This is a genomic window from Thermoanaerobacterium sp. PSU-2 (assembly GCF_002102475.1).
GTDB lineage: Bacteria > Bacillota > Thermoanaerobacteria > Thermoanaerobacterales > Thermoanaerobacteraceae > Thermoanaerobacterium.
Window position 1 is genome coordinate 13,978 of record NZ_MSQD01000016.1, and the last position, 18,943, is coordinate 32,920.

The 18,943-nt window shown below is 34.2% G+C and carries 19 protein-coding genes and 2 riboswitches; of the genes, 13 read left to right on the forward strand and 6 right to left on the reverse strand.

The genetic code is table 11. The features are described 5' to 3' along the window. The 12 genes from BVF91_RS11255 to BVF91_RS11310 all read left to right on the forward strand — a co-directional run bounded on the left by BVF91_RS11255 (position 1) and on the right by BVF91_RS11310 (position 12,207). Positions 1-1,350 (forward strand): sensor histidine kinase, encoded by a 1,350-nt coding sequence (locus tag BVF91_RS11255; RefSeq protein WP_085113492.1) that lies wholly within the window; start codon positions 1-3, stop codon positions 1,348-1,350. An 83-nt stretch (positions 1,351-1,433) separates the two neighbouring features. Beyond that, entirely contained in the window at positions 1,434-2,027 is a 594-nt protein-coding gene (locus tag BVF91_RS11260; RefSeq protein ID WP_085113493.1) for a DUF1847 domain-containing protein, read from the forward strand. A gap of 157 nt (positions 2,028-2,184) precedes the next feature. Further along, complete coding sequence (locus BVF91_RS11265) at positions 2,185-3,378, forward strand: MFS transporter (RefSeq protein ID WP_085113494.1); 1,194 nt, start codon at positions 2,185-2,187, stop codon at positions 3,376-3,378. Between the two features lie 82 nt (positions 3,379-3,460). After that, positions 3,461-4,186 (forward strand): ABC transporter ATP-binding protein, encoded by a 726-nt coding sequence (locus tag BVF91_RS11270; protein WP_085113520.1) that lies wholly within the window; start codon positions 3,461-3,463, stop codon positions 4,184-4,186. Beyond that, entirely contained in the window at positions 4,187-4,930 is a 744-nt protein-coding gene (locus BVF91_RS11275; protein ID WP_085113495.1) for an ABC transporter permease, read from the forward strand. It abuts the gene before it with no gap. Between the two features lie 179 nt (positions 4,931-5,109). After that, positions 5,110-6,336, forward strand: a complete 1,227-nt coding sequence (locus BVF91_RS11280) for a S1C family serine protease (RefSeq protein WP_085113496.1) — start codon at positions 5,110-5,112, stop codon at positions 6,334-6,336. 107 nt (positions 6,337-6,443) lie between these two features. Then, positions 6,444-7,313, forward strand: a complete 870-nt coding sequence (locus BVF91_RS11285; protein ID WP_085113497.1) for a hypothetical protein — start codon at positions 6,444-6,446, stop codon at positions 7,311-7,313. A gap of 55 nt (positions 7,314-7,368) precedes the next feature. Next, complete coding sequence (locus BVF91_RS11290) at positions 7,369-8,091, forward strand: ABC transporter ATP-binding protein (RefSeq protein ID WP_085113498.1); 723 nt, start codon at positions 7,369-7,371, stop codon at positions 8,089-8,091. Next, positions 8,088-8,825, forward strand: coding sequence for an ABC transporter permease (locus BVF91_RS11295; protein WP_085113499.1), 738 nt, complete (start codon positions 8,088-8,090; stop codon positions 8,823-8,825). The genes BVF91_RS11290 and BVF91_RS11295 overlap by 4 nt, the downstream gene beginning before the upstream one ends. A 92-nt stretch (positions 8,826-8,917) precedes the next feature. Then, positions 8,918-9,898: a lipoate--protein ligase gene (lplA, locus tag BVF91_RS11300; protein ID WP_085113500.1), complete on the forward strand. Its 981-nt coding sequence runs from the start codon at positions 8,918-8,920 to the stop codon at positions 9,896-9,898. 147 nt (positions 9,899-10,045) lie between these two features. Further along, positions 10,046-11,710, forward strand: a complete 1,665-nt coding sequence (gene lpdA / locus BVF91_RS11305) for a dihydrolipoyl dehydrogenase (RefSeq protein ID WP_085113501.1) — start codon at positions 10,046-10,048, stop codon at positions 11,708-11,710. Between the two features lie 53 nt (positions 11,711-11,763). Further along, positions 11,764-12,207 carry an OsmC family protein gene (locus BVF91_RS11310; RefSeq protein WP_085113502.1) on the forward strand — a complete coding sequence of 148 codons (444 nt, stop codon included), beginning with the start codon at positions 11,764-11,766 and terminating at the stop codon, positions 12,205-12,207. Positions 12,208-12,227: 20 nt separating this feature from the next. Here BVF91_RS11310 and gcvPB read toward each other — a convergent pair whose 3' ends face one another. The 5 genes from gcvPB to BVF91_RS11335 form a co-directional block, all read right to left on the reverse strand. Further along, positions 12,228-13,679 carry an aminomethyl-transferring glycine dehydrogenase subunit GcvPB gene (gcvPB, locus tag BVF91_RS11315; RefSeq protein WP_085113503.1) on the reverse strand — a complete coding sequence of 484 codons (1,452 nt, stop codon included), beginning with the start codon at positions 13,677-13,679 and terminating at the stop codon, positions 12,228-12,230. Beyond that, complete coding sequence (gene gcvPA / locus BVF91_RS11320; protein WP_085113504.1) at positions 13,666-15,021, reverse strand: aminomethyl-transferring glycine dehydrogenase subunit GcvPA; 1,356 nt, start codon at positions 15,019-15,021, stop codon at positions 13,666-13,668. Before gcvPA ends, gcvPB begins: the two co-directional genes overlap by 14 nt. A 29-nt stretch (positions 15,022-15,050) precedes the next feature. After that, positions 15,051-15,425 (reverse strand): glycine cleavage system protein GcvH, encoded by a 375-nt coding sequence (gcvH, locus tag BVF91_RS11325; RefSeq protein WP_085113505.1) that lies wholly within the window; start codon positions 15,423-15,425, stop codon positions 15,051-15,053. A gap of 12 nt (positions 15,426-15,437) precedes the next feature. Further along, complete coding sequence (gene gcvT, locus BVF91_RS11330; protein ID WP_085113506.1) at positions 15,438-16,538, reverse strand: glycine cleavage system aminomethyltransferase GcvT; 1,101 nt, start codon at positions 16,536-16,538, stop codon at positions 15,438-15,440. A gap of 68 nt (positions 16,539-16,606) precedes the next feature. Then, a riboswitch (glycine riboswitch) is annotated at positions 16,607-16,675 on the reverse strand. A gap of 3 nt (positions 16,676-16,678) precedes the next feature. Next, positions 16,679-16,779, reverse strand: a riboswitch (glycine riboswitch). Between the two features lie 131 nt (positions 16,780-16,910). Beyond that, the gene (locus BVF91_RS11335; protein ID WP_045410528.1) at positions 16,911-17,156 is read right to left on the reverse strand and encodes a helix-turn-helix domain-containing protein; all 246 of its coding nucleotides are present in this window, start codon (positions 17,154-17,156) and stop codon (positions 16,911-16,913) included. 102 nt (positions 17,157-17,258) lie between these two features. Between BVF91_RS11335 and BVF91_RS11340 the strand changes: the two genes are divergently transcribed. Further along, positions 17,259-17,981, forward strand: a complete 723-nt coding sequence (locus tag BVF91_RS11340) for a GGDEF domain-containing protein (RefSeq protein ID WP_168170208.1) — start codon at positions 17,259-17,261, stop codon at positions 17,979-17,981. Between the two features lie 90 nt (positions 17,982-18,071). On the opposite strand, the gene BVF91_RS11345 is transcribed toward BVF91_RS11340, so the two are convergent. After that, the gene (locus BVF91_RS11345; protein ID WP_085113508.1) at positions 18,072-18,938 is read right to left on the reverse strand and encodes an N-acetylmuramoyl-L-alanine amidase; all 867 of its coding nucleotides are present in this window, start codon (positions 18,936-18,938) and stop codon (positions 18,072-18,074) included. Positions 18,939-18,943 lie beyond the last annotated feature (5 nt).

The following is an 18,943-nucleotide window of genomic DNA, read 5'->3' on the forward strand; positions in this document are numbered from 1 at the left end:
GTGAGAGGCATAAGAAAAAAGCTTTTTATTACGTATCTGATTATAACAGGAATAATTTTTTTATTGTTTTACTTGTCTCAAGTTGTCTTTATAGGTAAGATATACACTTATTATAAGATTAATCAGTTGAAAAACTACAGCTTAGAAATTGCCAATGCGTTATCTAAAAATGATGACAAAACTGCTAATGAGCTTATGGAAGAATCCAATGCAAAAGTAATTGCAGTGACTGATACGGGTAAATTGATTTTTGGAACGCATGGAAACGGACAAGGCTACGGAATAGGGTTGCCAAAAACTTTCCTAAACACTAATGAAAAATTAACTGTGGTAGAATTTACGCATCCATCAATTGGTGTAAAATCTCTTGCAGTTATAAGATCATTTTCATACAATAATCAAAACGCAAAACTGGTATTGACTATTCCACTATCGACTATTACTGATACTGCTGTGATATTTAAAAATGAATTTTTTTTGATGCTACTAATATGTATTGTTGTAATAATCATTATGTCAATTATCATGTCGAAAAGGCTGACAAAGCCAATTGATGATTTAAAAAATGCGGCGCAAAATATAGCCTCTGGGAATCTTGACGTGAAATTAGATGTAAAGACAAATGATGAATTAGAAGACCTTGCAATGTCGATGAATAGCATGGCAGAAAATCTCAGTAAAGCAGAAAAATTTAAAAGAGATTTAATAGCAAATATTACACACGACCTTAAGACGCCTTTAGGGCTTATAAAAGGATACTGTGAGATGCTATTGGACTTTTATGGTGATGATAAAGAAAAAAGAAACAAATATTTAAATGCTGCATTAAATGAAGTCGATCGAATGTCAAAAATGATAGACGATGTTTTATCATTATCAAAGCTTCAATCAGGTTTAGTAAAACTAAAGATATCATTTTTTAATTTAAAAAATTTAGTTGATGATGTGGTTTTAAGCTTTGAACCATTGCTACATGGCAAAAATATAAATATTGTCACGGAGAATCTTGATGTTATTGTAAATGGAGATGTTGAACTAATTAGAAGAGTTCTGATGAATCTTTTAAGCAATTCGATAAAAAGTATTAATGAAGCAGGTTTAATTACTATTTCTTCGATATTAGAAAATAATAATGTAAAAGTCATCGTATCAGACACGGGTAAAGGCATAAAAAGAGAAGAACTTCCAAATGTTTTTAAGAAGTTTTATAAAGGCGATAAAAAAGGTACAGGTTTAGGACTTGCAATAGTAAAAGAAATATTGGATTTGCATGGCAGCGAATACTATATAGAAAGCGAGATAGATAATGGAACTTCATTTTATTTTACCTTAGAGAAAGAAAATACATGAAATTTAATCATATACTACCCCCTATACAATGGGATAGGTATGTGGTATAATATTAATGAATACAGTATACAAGGAGTGATTTTATGATTTCCATATTTTCTTGTGCAGTATGTCCTAATAAGCCTTGTGCAAAAGGTGATGATAATTTTCCTAAGAATTGTCCTACATTTATGGAAAAAGATATTATTAATGATTCAATTGAAAAATATAACAATGATGAAAATGTAAATAAGATGATGAAAATAGCAAATACACTTCCTGTTGACGAAAATGGCGAATTAAGGAGCAGAGCGGAAGAAATAATCAATTTAATTATGCAAATGGGTATGAAGAAGATAGGTGTTGCTTTTTGCTATTCACTTGAGAAAGAAGCAAAAAAATTTGTCAAGATGCTTAATAAATACGATGTAACTGTAGTACCGGTGTGTTGTAAGGTAGGTTCGGTAGATGTAAAAGAAATTGGAATAGAGAAAAAGAGGGACAAATTTATCGCAACATGCAATCCTATTACACAAGCTGAAATAATGAACAAGGAAAATACAGAATTAAATGTGGTTGTTGGGCTTTGCGTTGGACATGATATATTGTTTAATAAAAATTCTAAAGCATATGTGACAACTTTGGTTGCTAAGGATAGGAAGTACGGTCATTGTCCTGTAAAGGCATTTGAAGAATAGGAGAGGAGCTATCCATGTATGAGGATAGCTTTTTTATTTTCTACTATAAATATTTGCAAAATTACTTTAAATTAATTTAAAATTATATTAACAAGTTTCAATATAGCTTTTATTATTTCATGCAAAATGAGAAATTTTTAGGAGGAGTCAATCGATTATGACAAATTCAAAAAAAGAAGTTGTTATATCAAATATTGTACTGATTGGCATGGTAAGTTTGCTAATTGATATGAGTACAGAAATGGTGTATCCGATAGTCCCTCTTTTCCTGACGGCAACACTTAGGGCTTCGCCAGCAATTGTAGGAATTATCGAAGGTATTGCTGAAAGCATAGCATCGATTTTAAAGGTCTTTAGCGGTTACATAGGTGATAAATACAAAAACAAGAAAGTGCTGACTTTTATAGGATATGCAGCTTCGGTTATCTATAAAATACTTCTTCTTTTAGCAGGATCATGGATAGGTGTTTTGATAGCGCGAATTATAGATCGCACAGGAAAAGGCATCCGTACTGCACCGCGGGATGCTCTTATTGCGCAGTCTAGTGAAAAGGATAAACTTGGCGGATCTTATGGACTCCATAAAATGCTTGATATGGCTGGATCATCTGTAGGTGCTTTTATTGCTTTTATCATAGTAACAATTGGGCTAAAGTATAAAGTAGCATTTATGTGGTCGATTATACCTGCTATTCTTGGTATTATAATTATTCCATTTATAAAAGAGGATAAAAGTAAGAAACAGAAAAGTGAAAAATTGACGTTTAAAAATTTAAATTTAAGCTTAAAATTAAAACTTTATCTGGCTGTCATATTTATTTTTAACCTTGGGAATTCATCAAATACTTTTCTACTTTTGAAAGCACAAAATTTGGGCTTTTCTTCTCCATATGTCATGCTTCTTTATCTCGTATTTAATGTTTCCACGTCACTACTTGCCATTCCTTCCGGGAAGTTGTCAGATAAATTTGGGAGGAGATTGATTTTGGTTTCTGGTTATGCTATTTATGGACTTGTCTATTTGGGATTTGCGTTGTCTAATTCAAAAATCATAATTTTTCTTTTATTTATATTTTATGGAGCTTATACAGCATTTATAAGCGGTGCTGAGCGGGCATTTGTGGCCGAAGTTTCCCCTGATAAGTATAAAGGTACAGTATTGGGTATCTATGGTATGATGCAAGGTATAGGATTATTGTTGGCATCTATTATAGCTGGAGCTATGTGGGTACATATAAGTCCAGATGCGCCATTTTGGTTTGGCGGTGTTCTTGGACTTACCTCTGCGGCTTTAATTGCAGTTATACTAAGTTTAAGTCGATTTCAGGGAAATAAAGAATCAGGGATGTAAGAGAGGGTATTTTTCAAAAGATGTGTGAGACAAATTTATTTCCTTTAATAATAATTATACGAGGAGGATACATTTGCGCGAAATGAAAAAAATAAAGTTCATTGATGCATGTTTTAAGGATCATGATGATGTAATATTGAAAGATATATCAATGGAAATTTCTTTAGGTTATATATATACAATAATTGGGCCGTCTGGCGCTGGCAAGTCTACTTTTATAAAATTAATAAATAGGCTTATCGATCCAACTGAAGGGAAAATATTGATAAATGAGAGAGACATAAAGGATTATGACGTAATAGAACTTAGGCGAAAGATTGGGATGGTTTTTCAGCAGCCATATCTTTTTGAAGGAACTGTTGAGGACAATATTAAATACGGACCTATGCTTAAAGGAAAGAAAAATATTGATGTTGAATATTACTTGAGTATAGTTGGGCTTGATAAAAATTATAGAAAAAGAAAAGTTGATGACTTATCTGGTGGTGAAGCACAGAGAGTTTCAATAGCAAGGTCACTTGCAAATGAACCTACAGTATTACTGCTAGATGAACCTACGTCTGCACTTGATCCAGCATCTACACAAGTGATTGAGGATCTTGTCATGGAGTTAAAAAACAAATTAAATCTTACAATTATATGGATTACACATAATATGGAACAAGCGAAGCGTGTTGGAGACTTTACCATTTTCATTAACAATGGTAAACTGGTTGAATATGGAAACACGAAAGATTTTTTCTCAAATCCCAAAAATGATGTGACAAGGCTTTTTATTAATGGAAAATTGACAAAGGAGGGGGATTAAATGAGCGTTTTGTCGCTTATATTGTCATCAAGTCTCGTATTAGTATCAATTTTCATTTCATATTATCAGAAACTTGGGGTTGAAAAAGAAATTATTATCGGTTCTATAAGAGCAATTGTACAACTGACGATTGTTGGATATATTCTTCATTATATTTTTAGAGCAAATAATATATTTTTTACACTTGCAATGGTTATTTTAATGACTATTGTGGCGGGAAACAATGCAGCCAAAAGGGGAAAGGGAATACCATATGTGTTTTATTTTATAACGATATCTATTGCATTTGGTGCTGCTATAACACTTACAGCACTCATATTATTTGGTAGTATCCATTTTAGGCCGCAGGAGGTGATCCCTGTATCTGGTATGATAATAGGAAATGCAATGGTTTCATCAGGCTTGACAGTGTCAAGGCTTAAAGACGAGGTAAAAAACAGAAGACACGAAATTGAAACGTACCTTGCTTTGGGAGCCAATTCAAGACAAGCATCACAAAAAATATTGAAAATAGCTATTAAAACAGGAATGATGCCTACGATAGACAGCATGAAAACACTTGGAATTGTGCAGTTACCAGGCATGATGACAGGTCTTATCCTTGGCGGCGTTGATCCTGTAAATGCAGTAAAATACCAAATGATGGTTACATTTATGATGACATCTACTACAGCAATAGCGTGTTTTACAGTTGCACTATTATCATATACTCGATTTTTTACAAAAAACCATCAATTGATATAAAATATATCTATATTTAACTTTTAACGTGCACATAGTACATAAAATTAAGCTATCCTATATAAGGATAGTATTATTTTTTTAAAACGTAAAAAAATATTTACAAAGTATTCACAAATTCTTAAAAAATGTTATTTATAATATAATCGTGAAAAGAAAAAATTGTAAGGAGGTTGGTATAAATGGAATTCAACAATGGTTTTGAAAATTACAGGCTTCCTGAGGTCAATCCAAAAAATGATAAGAAAAGTTTAGGCAAGATGGTTAAAAGATATAGAAGAAAAATGTTTATGTCATTTGTAGCTGTAGCACTTGTTGCTGCATTGGCTGGTGGTGCTTTAGGAGCTGGAATTGTTAAATACGTTGATACAGGCAATACTCAAGTTGTGAATAGGTATTTACCGCTTTCATCTGACAACAACAACTTTAACTTGATTACAAACATTGTAAAGGCTGTAAGCCCATCAGTTGTCGGCATAGATACATATATTAATGGTTATGGGGCTTATGGATACGGTGGCAATTCTTACGTTGAGGAAGGAAGCGGCTCTGGAATAATCATAGATTCGGAAGGTCACATTGTCACAAATGATCATGTTGTGGAAGGCGCATCAAAGATAACCGTAAACTTGTCTGACGGAAGGAAATTTCCTGCACAATTGGTAGGTAAAGATTCAAGGACAGATCTTGCGGTTTTAAAGATAAATGCTACAAATTTGACACCTGCAAAATTAGGAGATTCATCAAAGCTTGAAGTAGGAGAATTAGCAGTAGCTATAGGAAATCCATTGGGTGACAGCTTTGCTGGAACTGCGACAGCAGGTATCATAAGCGGTTTAAATCGAAATTTGCAAAGTGATTATGGTCCGGTAAATCTTATCCAGACAGATGCTGCGATAAATCCAGGAAACAGTGGAGGACCTCTTGTAAATAGCATCGGTGAAGTGATAGGAATAACAAGCATAAAGCTTACATCAACTGGCGGTTCAAGTTCTGGGGATCCTTTTGGACTATTTCAAAGTCAAAGTGTGCCGCTTGAAGGAATGGGTTTTGCGATACCTATAAACGAAGCAAAACCTATAATTGAAGAGCTTATTCAAAAGGGATATATTGAAAGACCTGTTATAGGTGTAAGTGTGCAACAAATAACGCAGCAGCAAGCAAATCAATACAATATACCGGTAGGACTTTATATTGCACAAGTGCAGCAAGGAAGCGGTGCTGATGCTGCAGGTCTTCAAGCAGGTGATATAATAACCGCTGTAGATGGAAATAATATAACCACATTTAATCAACTTGAAAATATTTTAAATAAACACAATGTTGGCGATGTGATAAGCGTGACAATTTGGAGAAACGGTCAAACACTTACAGTTAATGTGAAACTTTCAGGCTCAAATGGGCAATAATAGAATTATTTTATTAAAAGATCATTAAAAATCGCTACAGTTATTGATACTGGTAAAAATGAGAACTATAATGTATGTAAACAAATTTATAAAAAGGAGATAATAATATGAAAAAGAAAGGACTAAAAATTGCGATTGTAGCTTTAGTGGTTGGTACAATGCTATTGACTTACAGCTTAATGGCTTTTGCATCGTCTGGTTCTGGGTATGAAACATATAAAAATGCTGTGGTTTCAACTTTGCTGGCCAAAAATTCAACTATTGATGCGCAATTTACAGTTACAGATAATGGAAATACAGTCTTAACAGGAACTACCACTAAAAAAATTGACAATGGCAATTTTTCTACTAAAACAAATTTAAATATTATGGGCTTAACTAACAACGTTGAAAGCAGTTATGATAACGGCAACTTGATAACAGAAGTTAATGGAAAGTACTACAGCATGAGTGGAAAGAGATTTGACAAGATGGAGAATTTGACAAGCTCCAGCAGCACTGTTAAATTAGCGGAAGTTTTGGCAGATACTCTGGTTGGCAATGTAAAAAATGATTTCATTGAGAATGGACAGACAATCAGTGTAAATTTACAAGGATCACAAATTCCAGAACTTGCTAAATTAGCTATTTCAGCTATGGCAGAGAATATGGATAGAATTAAAAATCACAGCAGTGCAGAAATATCAAACAATGGTATGGCAAGCATGAAAAACATAATGAGCCTGATTCCGACCCTTAGCAACATCGATGTCAAATCAATAGGGTTGATAGCTACTGTTGATGGCAATTTATTAAAAAGCAACGAATTTAACATTGCAATTTCAGGCACCGATACCAGTGGCAATGTGCACAATATAAATTTGACAGTAGATGCAAACATCAGCAATGTAGGCAATACAAAAATTGATACGATTGATACCACTGGAAAGCAAGTAATTACTGTAAATAATGCTGGAAGATTTCATGGTATGCACTAAATAATTTGTAAAAGAGTGGCCTGTTGTGCCACTTTTTTATTTTGGAGGGAATGCGATGGTTTTGAAAGTTGATAACTTAACGAAAAGATATCACAATGGGAGAGGAATCAATTCGATTTCTTTTAGTGTTGACGATGGGGATATTTTCGGATTGCTTGGTCCAAATGGTTCTGGCAAGACCACCACAATGAAAATTATAGTAGGCCTTATGAAACCTGATAGTGGAAGCGTAGAGATCTTTTCAAATAAAATAGATGATATTCAGGAGAAGTATCTGAGGGATGTAGGGTGTTTAATTGAAGCACCAGCATTGTACGATTTTTTGAGTGCCAGGAAAAATTTAGAAATCGCTGCATCTTACTATGATGACATTGATGATTATAGAATTGAAGAGATGCTGAACATCACCGGATTGGTAAAATTTCAAAATGAAAAAGTAAAAGAGTTTTCGCTTGGAATGAAGCAAAGGTTAGGGTTGGCTTTGGCGCTTATATCGAACCCAAAGCTTGTCATACTTGATGAACCAGCCAATGGATTAGATATAGAAGGAATGGTATCCATAAGAAAAATTATAATGAATGAAAATAGAGAAAAAGGAACTACATTTTTAATATCAAGCCATTTAGCACATGAATTAGAAATTATGTGCAATAAGATCGCTGTCATGAAGGAAGGTCGTTTATTAAGCGTTGCTACAATGGAAGAAGCATTAAAAAAAGGAAGTCTTGAAGCGTATTTTATGGAAACCATAAATAAAACGGATGGAGGATTGCAATGATAAAGATAAAAAAAGATTTGCTTAATGAGTTGATAAAGATTCTGTACAGAAAAAAATATTTGCTTTTACTTATGTTTATATTTTTTATGTCTATTGCATTTGCGTTGATTGGTAAATTTGTAAATGGACTAATAGGCCTTTATATATCGAATTTTCCAATGACAGTTTTATCTGTATTAGTTACTTTTATTTTGCCGTTGATCGTCTTTATGGTTACTGCTGATGTGTTTACAGCAGAGCAAGAAAATGGCACTATAAAAGCGATCTTGAAAAGACCCGTAAGCCGTATCAGAATATACATTTCAAAGTTCATGGCGATATTAATATACTCATGTATGATATTGCTTTTGGGATTTATCTCAAGCCTTGCATGTGGAACAATTTTAAACTCTTTCATGTCAATTAGCATAGGTTCTACTATAGTAGCATATATATTGTCAGTTTTTCCATTGATTCCAATAATATTTTTTGCTATTACAATTTCACAGATATCGAGAAGTACATCTGGCACGGTGATGATTTCTGTATTGACTTATATTACCATCTATGTAGTAACTGTTATTTTCCCTAAAACATATCCTTTATCATTTACATCGTATACAAGTTGGTATCTACTATTTATTGGCTCAGTAATACCAGTCTTTAATGTGTTAAATATCATTGTATTATTTTTAGCATATAGCTTAATATTTTTTGCCATAAGTTTTTGGCTTTTCGATAAGAGACAATATTGAATTCATTTAAAGCTTAGTATATTATTGGCCTTTATTGTTTTAAATGATATACTTTAATAGGAATAGTTTAATTTTTGGAAAGGGTGTACACTATGATTTATATCTACAACAAGAACACAGATCCTTATTTTAATTTAGCGGCGGAAGAATATGTGTTAAAGCAATTTAGCGATGAATGTTTCATGCTTTGGAGAAATAGGCCAAGCATAATAATAGGTAAAAACCAGAATGCTTTAGCGGAGATAAACCTTGACTACGTTAAAGAGCACAATATACCGGTTGTAAGAAGGTTGTCTGGAGGTGGAGCGGTATTCCACGATTTAGGCAATGTGAATTTTACCTTTATTGTAAACGATGATTTGAATGGGTTTAGCGACTTTAGAAGATTTACACAACCTATTATTGATGTGCTTCGAAAGCTATCTTTAAATGCTGAGTTTTCTGGCAGAAACGATATAACGATCGATGGTAAAAAAATATCAGGCAATGCGCAGTACTATTATAAAAACAGGATACTTCATCATGGAACACTGCTGGTGTCGTCAAATATGGCAGATCTATCAGCGGCATTAAAGGTGCGACCTATAAAATTTGAAGACAAAGGTGTGAAGTCTGTATCTAAGAGAGTGACCAACATAAATGAACATTTGGAAAAGCCTATAGATATAGAGGAATTTATTAACCTTATAATGGACGATATAAGGCTAACTACAGGTGGAAGTGGCCTTTATGAATTTACAGACGAAGATATAAGAAATATAGAAAGGCTGAGAGATGAGAAGTACAATACGTGGGAATGGAATTTTGGTATGTCTCCAGATTACAACTTAAAAAATGAAAAGAAATTTTCAGGCGGTACGGTAGAAGTGGATTTAAACGTGTCTGACGGGATAATAAGAGATATAAAGATCTACGGCGATTTCTTCGGAAAAAAGGATGTAAAAGATGTAGAGGAAATGCTAAAGGGTGTAAAGCACTCTGAAAATGATATTAAAAATGCGCTTTCATCAATAGACATTGGAGAATATTTTTCAAACATAACATTAGAGAATTTGCTTGAGGTTATGTTTTAATCAAAATTATGTTCAAAATATTGAACTATCGTTTAGATAGTGCTAAAATATGGTTAGAGTGAGTTGTCAAATAATTAACTTGCTTAATGATTTCACTTCAAGCAATAATAATTTAGTGAATAGTAATTAAAATTGGAGGTGTACCTTATGGAGTTAGAAGTTAAGGTACCTGTCTTGTCTGATACTATTAATGAGGGCAAAATAACTAAATGGTATATTAGCGAAGGGCAATTTGTTAAAAAAGGAACTTCTTTATGCGATATATCGGTTGGTAAAATGAATTTTGAAGTGTATTCAGAATATGATGGCATAATTTCTAAGATTATTTTTCCTGCCGGTAGTACAGTAAAATCAGGAGATGTCATTTCGTTGATATCAGAATCTGAAGAAGTTTCTCAAAAGTCAATTTCAGGTGATGCAGATACATTTTATAGTGAAGTAAATGATTATGATTTGGCTGTCATAGGTGGCGGCCCTGGAGGTTATGTGGCTGCTATAAAAGCTGCAAAAAAAGGTGCAAAAGTGGCACTTTTCGAAAAAGATAAAGTAGGTGGTACTTGTCTTAATAGAGGCTGCATACCCACAAAAGCTTACGCAAGAGTTGCAGAAGTTTATGACATTATAAAAAGGGCAGATGAATTTGGCCTCAGTGTAGATGTAAAATCTTTTGATTACAAAAAAGTGGTTGAAAGAAAGGATAGTATAGTAAACGAGCTTGTATCTGGCATAAAAGCATTGCTTAAAGCCAATGGTGTTGATTTGTATTCTGAAGAAGCAAAAATAGACAAAGATAAAAACATATTATTTGGAGAAAATAAGATAAAGGCGAAAAACATAATAATAGCAACTGGTTCTAATCCGCAAGAATTGCCTATTGAAGGCATTAAATCAAAGAACGTCATAAATAGCAACGACATTTTGGAGATTACATCATTGCCTGACAGCATGTGCATAATAGGTGGTGGTGTAATTGGCATGGAGTTTGCCTTTATAATGAACCAATTTGGAGTAAAAGTATCTATCGTTGAGATGATGCCAAGACTTCTTCCTCAACTTGATAAAGAAGTAAGCAATTTAATAAAGTCTGAGGCGCAGAAGCGTGGTATGAAGATTTACATATCTTCTAAGGTCGAAAAGATTTTAGAAGAAGAAAACGGTGGAAGCATTGTAACGATAGAAAAAGATGGTGGGACAAAATGTATATATGCTGACAAAGTGTTTATTTCCATTGGAAGAAAACTAAATACAGATGTAGGGCCAATTTCAGAACTTTTAGAATTCGATGGAAAAGCTATAAAAGTCGACGAATACTTAAGGACGAATATTGACAATGTATACGCCATTGGCGATGTTACAAACAAAATGATGCTGGCACATGTGGCATCAGCGCAAGGAGAAGCAGCAGTTGACAATATTTTTGGAGGCAATGTTGCTCTCGATTATATGAAAATACCTGCTGCTGTATTTACAGAGCCGGAGATAGGTTATTTCGGCTATACGGAGGAAGAGGCTAAGAGCAAATTTGGAAATGTAAAAGTGGGTAAATTTTACTTTGCAGCTAATGGCAGAGCAAAAACGTACGGTGAAACAAAAGGCTTTGCCAAGATCATATCTTCCGAAAATGGAGATGTCTTGGGAGCATGGGTTGTGGGAAGTGATGCATCTGAAATTGCTCAGATAATATCTACTTCATGTCAAAGTGGTGCAAAGGCAGATGATCTTAAAAAAGCCATATACACTCATCCTACCAGAAGTGAGACTATAATGGAGGCAGTAAAAGACATTTTTAAAGAATCTATACATAAAGTGTAAATAGCGATCAAAGCTTATATAAAAGCTTTGAAATAAATAAGAAGGTAATTAAAATGGCAGTGGAAACTTTTAAGGCGGTTTCTAAAAAATTGCCGGAAGGATTGGCAGTGGAAAGCGAAGTAAGAGGCTTTAAGATGGTTTTAGACGAGCCGAAAGAAATGGGCGGTACAAATAAAGGAATGAATCCTGTAGAGGCATTGCTTTGTGCTTTGGGCTCTTGCCAAACCATTGTAGCATCAGCTTTTGCAAAGGCAAAAGGCATAAATCTTCAAGACTTCTGGGTAGAACTAGAAGGCGATATTGATTTGGATGGCTTCATGGGAAAATCCGACGTAAGACCAGGTTTCCAAGAGATAAGATTTAAGATGCACATTAAGACAGATGCTTCAAAAGAAAAAGCAGAGGAGTTTGCAAAGTTTATTGAAAAAACATGCCCAGTAGGCGATTCTATAGCGAATCCTGTAAAATTAGTTTTGTCAGACGTTGTCGTAGAATAATATTATAAAAGCCGGTGTCATTAGACACTGGCTTTTACTATTGGATTTCTTGCTGCTTTTACTTCATCAAGCCTTCTTACAGGCGTATTGTGAGGCGCTGTCTTTAATATTTCTGGGTTTTCTTCTGCTTCTTTAGCGATTGATTTCATCGCATCTATGAACTCATCTAAAGTCTCTTTGCTTTCGGTCTCAGTCGGTTCAATCATCAGTGCACTGTCAACTATGAGAGGGAAGTAGATAGTAGGAGGATGGAACCCATAATCTATCAATCTTTTTGCCACATCCAGCGTCGTTACGCCAGTTTCTTTATTCTTGAGGCCACTTAAGACAAATTCGTGTTTGCATATTGTATCATATGGAAGATCATAGTGGCTTTTAAGCTTTTCTTTAAGATAGTTTGCATTTAAAACAGCCATTTCACTGGCAAACTTAAGTCCTTCAGCACCCATAGTCAATATATATGCGTACGCTTTGACAAGTACATTGAAATTGCCGTAAAAACTCCTTACTCTTCCTATTGTATGCGGTAAATCATACTTAAAATAATATTTATCATTGTTTTTTTCAACTACAGGTACAGGCAGAAAATCTACAAGATCGCCTTTCACGCCAACTGGTCCGCTTCCAGGCCCACCTCCACCGTGTGGTGTGGCAAAAGTCTTATGGAGATTTATGTGGACCACGTCAAATCCCATGTCACCTGGTCTTGTTATACCCATGTTGGCATTCATGTTTGCTCCGTCATAGTACAGAAGACCTCCAGCATCATGAACTAGCTTAGCTATTTCTATGATGTTTTTTTCAAAAAGGCCGAGAGTATTTGGATTTGTAAGCATTAACCCTGCCACATCATCGTTAAGCATTGATTTCAATGAATCTATGTCTATAAGGCCATCACTTCCGGATTTTACTTCTACAACTTCAAAACCGGCTGTCGCGGCGCTGGCTGGATTTGTGCCATGGGCAGAATCGGGTACTAAGATTTTTTTCCTTTTGTATTCACCGATGCTTTCGAAGTATGATTTAATTATCATCATTCCAGTAAGCTCTCCATGAGCTCCTGCAGCAGGTTGAAGCGTTATCCCATCCATGCCTGTTATTTCTTTTAGCATTTCTTGCAAATTGTACATAAGTTTTAAAGCGCCTTGTACAGTGCTTTCACTTTGCAGTGGATGTATATTAGTAAATGCTTCAAAGCTGGCAATATCTTCATTTACTTTTGGATTGTACTTCATAGTGCAAGACCCTAATGGATAAAATCCCTTGTCGACGCTGTAGTTTTTATATGACAAATTTGTATAATGCCTTACAAGCTCTACTTCGCTGACTTCAGGAAGGATTAAGTCTGTATGTCTTAAAAGCTCGTCTGGAATGGATTCTTCTAATTCAAAATCATCTACATCTAATGGTGGAAGGCTGTACGCTGTATGGCCTGGTTTTGATACTTCAAATATAAGTTTATCGTAGCTCATCACTTGCACCTCCCATGACACTTACAAGCTTATCGATTTCTTCTTTAGTCCTTTTTTCAGTGACGCAGACAAGCATTGAATTTTTGTACTTTTTATACTCCTTTTCAAGGTTATAACCGCCAATTATGCCATTTGACAAAAGAAGTTCATTTAAGTCATCCACGTTGCTTTCACATTCAATTGCAAATTCCATGAAAAATGGCTTTTCAAATAGAGGCTTAAACTTTCCTGTTTTTAGTAGCTTATTATATGCATAATGAGCCTTTTTATAGCACTGTGAAGCAACCTCTTTGATGCCATGTTTTCCAAGTGTTGCCATATACACGGCGGCAGTCAATGCGTTCAGTGAGTGATTTGTGCAAATATTTGATGTGGCTTTTTCTCTCCTTATGTGCTGTTCTCTTGCTTGCAGCGTCAATACAAACCCTCTTTTGCCATCTACATCATTTGTTTCGCCTATGATCCTACCTGGCAATTTTCTCATTAATTTTTGCGTAGTTGCAAAAAATCCCAGGTGAGGACCGCCGAAGTTAAGACTATTTCCAAGAGGCTGGCCATCACCAACCGCTATGTCTGCACCTATTTCGCCAGGCGTTTTTAATATAGATAACGATATTGGTTCAACGTACATGATGAGAAGTGAACCATTTTTATGAACAAGTTTTTCTACATCATCAAGGTCTTCTATTATGCCGAAGAAATTCGGATTTTGTGCTATGAATGCTGCCGTATTGCTGTCAATAGAAGATTTTAAAAGATCTACATCTATCGTGCCTTCTTTATCATCTATCTCAACAATTTCTATATCGCTAAATCTCATGTATGTACGAAGTACCTTTTTTGCTTCAGGATTAACTGACGATGATACAAGCACTTTTTTCCTGTTTGTAACAACGGAGGCCATTTTTGCAGCTTCGCTTAAAGCTGTAGCACCATCGTACATAGATGCGTTTGAAACATCCATACCAGTCAAGTTGCATATCATCGTCTGATACTCATATATGGCTTGCAATGTACCTTGACTTATCTCAGGTTGGTACGGCGTATAAGCTGTATAAAATTCAGGCTTTGATACTATGTGCTTTACAACAGATGGTATAAAATGATCGTATACGCCTGCACCTAAGAAACAAATAAGATCATCTGTCGTCTTAATATCTTTAGCCAATTCTTTCATGCTTTTTATAAGCTCTGCCTCTGACATAGGACCTGCCACATTAAGCTTCCGCTTTAACCTTATATCCTCTGGAATGTCCACGAATAAATCTTCGATTGATTTTACATTCACAGATTTAAGCATTTCGCTTTGTTGGACATTGGATGTTGGGATGTATTTGTGCACTATACCCACTCCTTTTAGAAAAATTTTGATTAATTGCAAAAATCGCTGTATTCTTCCGGTGACATAAGCTGGTCTAATTCACCCTTGTCATTTATTTCAATGCAAATCATCCAGTTTTCGTATGGATCGCTGTTTAAAAGTGATGGATCGTCTGCGACGGCTTGGTTTACTTCAACTATTTTGCCGCTTATAGGGCAGTAGACATCAGATGCTGCTTTTACTGATTCAACAGTGCCTAATGTATCTCCTGCATTTAATACTGTATCAATTTCAGGAAGTTCTGCGTATACTATGTCGCCTAATGAATGCTGAGCAAAATCAGTTATTCCAACGTATGCCTTGTCGCCTTCAACTTTTACCCATTCGTGATTTTTTGAGTAATAAAGACCTTCTAAAATTTTCATAAAAACAACCTCCTATTTTTTGTAATTTTTCTTGTAAAAATTTTTGCTTGCCACAAAAGCCTTATATGGCTTATTGCGTATTATTATGTTTATTTCATTGCCAATAGTGGCAAATTGACTATTTATTAACGCCATACCTATGTTTTTCTTTAGCGTAGGCGATAGATATCCGGTTGTCACATATCCGATCTTTTCGCCTTCTGCATAAACATCATAACCATGGCGCGGTATAGCATTGTCCGCCATTTCAAATCCTACTATTTTCCTTTTAAGTCCTTCTTCTTTTTGATTTAAAAGAGCTTCTTTTCCTAAAAACAATTTATCAAGTTTAACAAATGAACCTAATCCAGCTTCTAATGGTGTTATGTCATCAGAAAGTTCATTGCCGTATAGCGGAAGTCCTGCTTCAAATCTCAGCGTATCTCTGGCCCCTAAGCCGGCGGGCTTTATGCCAAGATTTTCTCCGACAGATAAGATTTTTTCCCACATCAATGCTACATATTCGTTTTTTAAAAATATTTCGAAGCCGTCTTCGCCAGTGTAGCCAGACCTTGAAACAAGGCAATTTATCCCGTCTAAGTCCATGTAATCAAAATGGTAGTATTTTAAACTGTCTAAATCGTAATTTGTAATTTTCTCAAGTATTTCCTGCGATTTTGGCCCTTGCAAAGCAAGCTCTGAGATCTCTCCTGATTCATCTTTTATTTCCACATCAAAGTCATTTTTGTTTTCCCATAACCATTTGTAATCCTTATCTATATTGCTAGCATTTACTACTAACATGTATTTTTCATAAGAAAATTTGTACACTAATAAATCGTCTACTGTTGTGCCATTAGAATAGCACATAGGAGAATACATTGCTTGGTTTGCACCAATTTTTGTGATGTCATTTGTAACCATGTAGTTTATGAATTTTTCAGAGTCACGACCTTCTACAATTATTTCACCCATGTGTGATACATCGAAAAGACCTGCGTTCTTTCTGACTGCTTCGTGTTCTTTAAGTATGCTTTCGTACTGTACAGGCATTTCAAATCCTGCAAAATCTATCATCTTTGCGCCGTACTTTTTATGGATGTCGTAAAGTGGAGTTCTTTTTAAGCTGTCCAATCAGTTCATCCCTTCCTAATTAAATTTGTCAACAAAAAAGGAATATGAAGACAAGTGTCATCATATTCCTCTGTATCATGACCTGAGAGTTTCTACCAAAAGGTATTGCCCCATCGGTGCCATACGGCTTTCCAGAGTCCCATCAAATAGCGATTAATTTGCCTGAGAGATTTTATGAAGCCGTGACCCACTTCATATTGCTCCTTCGGCCACCTTAAAAGGTGTCTCTCGCCATCCTCATCTGGATTTTATTAAACTCGCGCTACTATAATTATAGTGCAGCAAATTTATTAATTCAATATAATATAATGGAAATAAAATTGATTTACAAAAGATAAAACAAATGATATAATGTTCTAATAAAGAACAAAATTATTTTTCAAGTCCTAACAACCAATTAGGGCTGACTTTAAGTATTTCGGATAAAGCAAGTAATTCAAAATCGGTAACGATGCGTTTTTGTTGCTCAATTTTAGAGATACTTGCTCTGTCTATGTATACAGCTATTGTTTCTAATTTTGCAGATAATTGTTGTTGAGTCAATTTATTTTTTAATCTTATGGTTTTTAAGCGAGGACCAATAATATTTCGGTTATCATTGTCAAGTATTAGTTTCATATTAACCACCTTCGTGCTTAATTAGAACATTTTTAGTTTAACTCAAATTTTATAAATATATGTTCTAATAAAGCACACAATTACTTTAAAAGGAGAATGAAAATGGATAAGATTACTGAATCTGAAGATATAATATACATTTTAATAAATCAGCAACGTAGCATTTGTTATAGCAATGTTGATAAAACTATTGCCGAAGAACATTTATCTGAATTACATATATTTGATTATCTTCCTTTTGATAATACTATTAGTTATGAAATTAAATATTATAAAGTGACTGTTTATAAATTTAATTTGGACAAAACAATGTACTATTTAGCCGTTATTAGATTACAAGACAATTTATATAAATATGCATATAGAGATTATTTAACAGGATTGTATAACAGAAATTATTGGGAGCAATTAAAAATAAAAATATCGGAAGCAAATTTACATAAACGATTTTATTTAATCATCATTGATATTGATAATCTTAAGTTTATTAATGACAATAAGGGACACTTAGAAGGAGATAAAGTTATAAAGATCGTTGGACAGTCTATTAAGGAAAGTATACGAAAAGATGATATTGCAATAAGGTACGGAGGTGATGAGTTCTTTATATTGATTTCAAGCAATAAAATGTATGTAGCACAAATGGTAATAAATAGAATCAGAAAAAGCATCAACAAAAGATGCAAAACTGGGGATATTCGTATTGAAATAAGTGCGGGAACAGCATATTATAATTCTGTTTGCAATCTGGAAAATGTGATAATCATGGCAGATAAAAATATGTATAAGGAGAAAAATAGGAAAAAATCAAGTAGAATATTTTAAACCGCTCTGGAGCTAGCAGGGCGGTTTTTCTTGTTTTTAGAGTAGAAATAAAATTTAATACAGATTATATTATAGCTTTTACTTGCTTTATTAATTAGATTTAAAATACTCCAGTATTCCATTAAATACTGCTAATGCAATTTTGCTTCTGTAGTCTATGTCTCTTAAATGTGCATCATCTAATCTGCTGTTTTCTATGGCAGGTACAATTGTCACAATAGGTATTTCAAAAAATTCATCGCCGTATTTTTTTGCATGTATTCCTAAATTGTTCAATGGAGATTTTCGCTCTAAAGCTTTACTGAGGATTTCAGCAAGACTTTTGGATTTGTCATTTTGTTCGTCGTAGTATATCTTAAATCCGCTTTCATCTTTTAAAGATGCTTCGGTTGCAAAACTTATTGCAATATCGTATTCTACATCATCATTTATGGCAAATGAGTCGCTGTAATTGCTTCCTATTATATGTGGCTTTGCATATAGCAAATTAAGCAATTCACTTGTCTTTTTTGCGATATCCTTCATTGGCACTTGAGGTAAAAGATTTGTAGGGCTTTTAGTAGTTTTTTTATGTACAGGATTTAGTGCGATTTTTTTGTCTGATAAAATCTTTTTAAGTGGTGTTCTGTCAACGTAGAAATCCATCTTAGCGGGTACTCCATTTGACACTTTAATGTCGCTATCTGATTCCATGGACAGTTTGATCGTGGCATCTACATTTTTTTCATTGCACTTCAATATGACCTTATCGACGATGCCGTCATCAACTGTATATGTTCCGTCTGGCATATTTATTGAAGCATCTTTAAATACAATTATATAATCACCATCCGATTTTTCTACGCTGTATTCCGGAATATCTGTATAAAAGTCAAAGCCTATTAAACTTTTATTTTCCTTTATACAGTTATTTGCGGCTTTTGTATCAAGCCTGATGTTTGTCAATATACTTTTCAAATAAA

Coding starts and splice junctions, on each gene's coding strand:
- BVF91_RS11340 (WP_168170208.1), top strand. CDS start 17,259: ATGGATAAGATTACTGAATCTGAAGATATAATATACATTTTAATAAAT.
- BVF91_RS11295 (WP_085113499.1), top strand. CDS start 8,088: ATGATAAAGATAAAAAAAGATTTGCTTAATGAGTTGATAAAGATTCTG.
- BVF91_RS11265 (WP_085113494.1), top strand. CDS start 2,185: ATGACAAATTCAAAAAAAGAAGTTGTTATATCAAATATTGTACTGATT.
- BVF91_RS11270 (WP_085113520.1), top strand. CDS start 3,461: ATGAAAAAAATAAAGTTCATTGATGCATGTTTTAAGGATCATGATGAT.
- BVF91_RS11290 (WP_085113498.1), top strand. CDS start 7,369: ATGGTTTTGAAAGTTGATAACTTAACGAAAAGATATCACAATGGGAGA.
- BVF91_RS11275 (WP_085113495.1), top strand. CDS start 4,187: ATGAGCGTTTTGTCGCTTATATTGTCATCAAGTCTCGTATTAGTATCA.
- BVF91_RS11310 (WP_085113502.1), top strand. CDS start 11,764: ATGGCAGTGGAAACTTTTAAGGCGGTTTCTAAAAAATTGCCGGAAGGA.
- BVF91_RS11280 (WP_085113496.1), top strand. CDS start 5,110: ATGGAATTCAACAATGGTTTTGAAAATTACAGGCTTCCTGAGGTCAAT.
- gcvH (WP_085113505.1), bottom strand. CDS start 15,425: ATGAAAATTTTAGAAGGTCTTTATTACTCAAAAAATCACGAATGGGTA.
- lpdA (WP_085113501.1), top strand. CDS start 10,046: ATGGAGTTAGAAGTTAAGGTACCTGTCTTGTCTGATACTATTAATGAG.
- lplA (WP_085113500.1), top strand. CDS start 8,918: ATGATTTATATCTACAACAAGAACACAGATCCTTATTTTAATTTAGCG.
- BVF91_RS11285 (WP_085113497.1), top strand. CDS start 6,444: ATGAAAAAGAAAGGACTAAAAATTGCGATTGTAGCTTTAGTGGTTGGT.
- BVF91_RS11335 (WP_045410528.1), bottom strand. CDS start 17,156: ATGAAACTAATACTTGACAATGATAACCGAAATATTATTGGTCCTCGC.
- BVF91_RS11260 (WP_085113493.1), top strand. CDS start 1,434: ATGATTTCCATATTTTCTTGTGCAGTATGTCCTAATAAGCCTTGTGCA.
- gcvPB (WP_085113503.1), bottom strand. CDS start 13,679: ATGAGCTACGATAAACTTATATTTGAAGTATCAAAACCAGGCCATACA.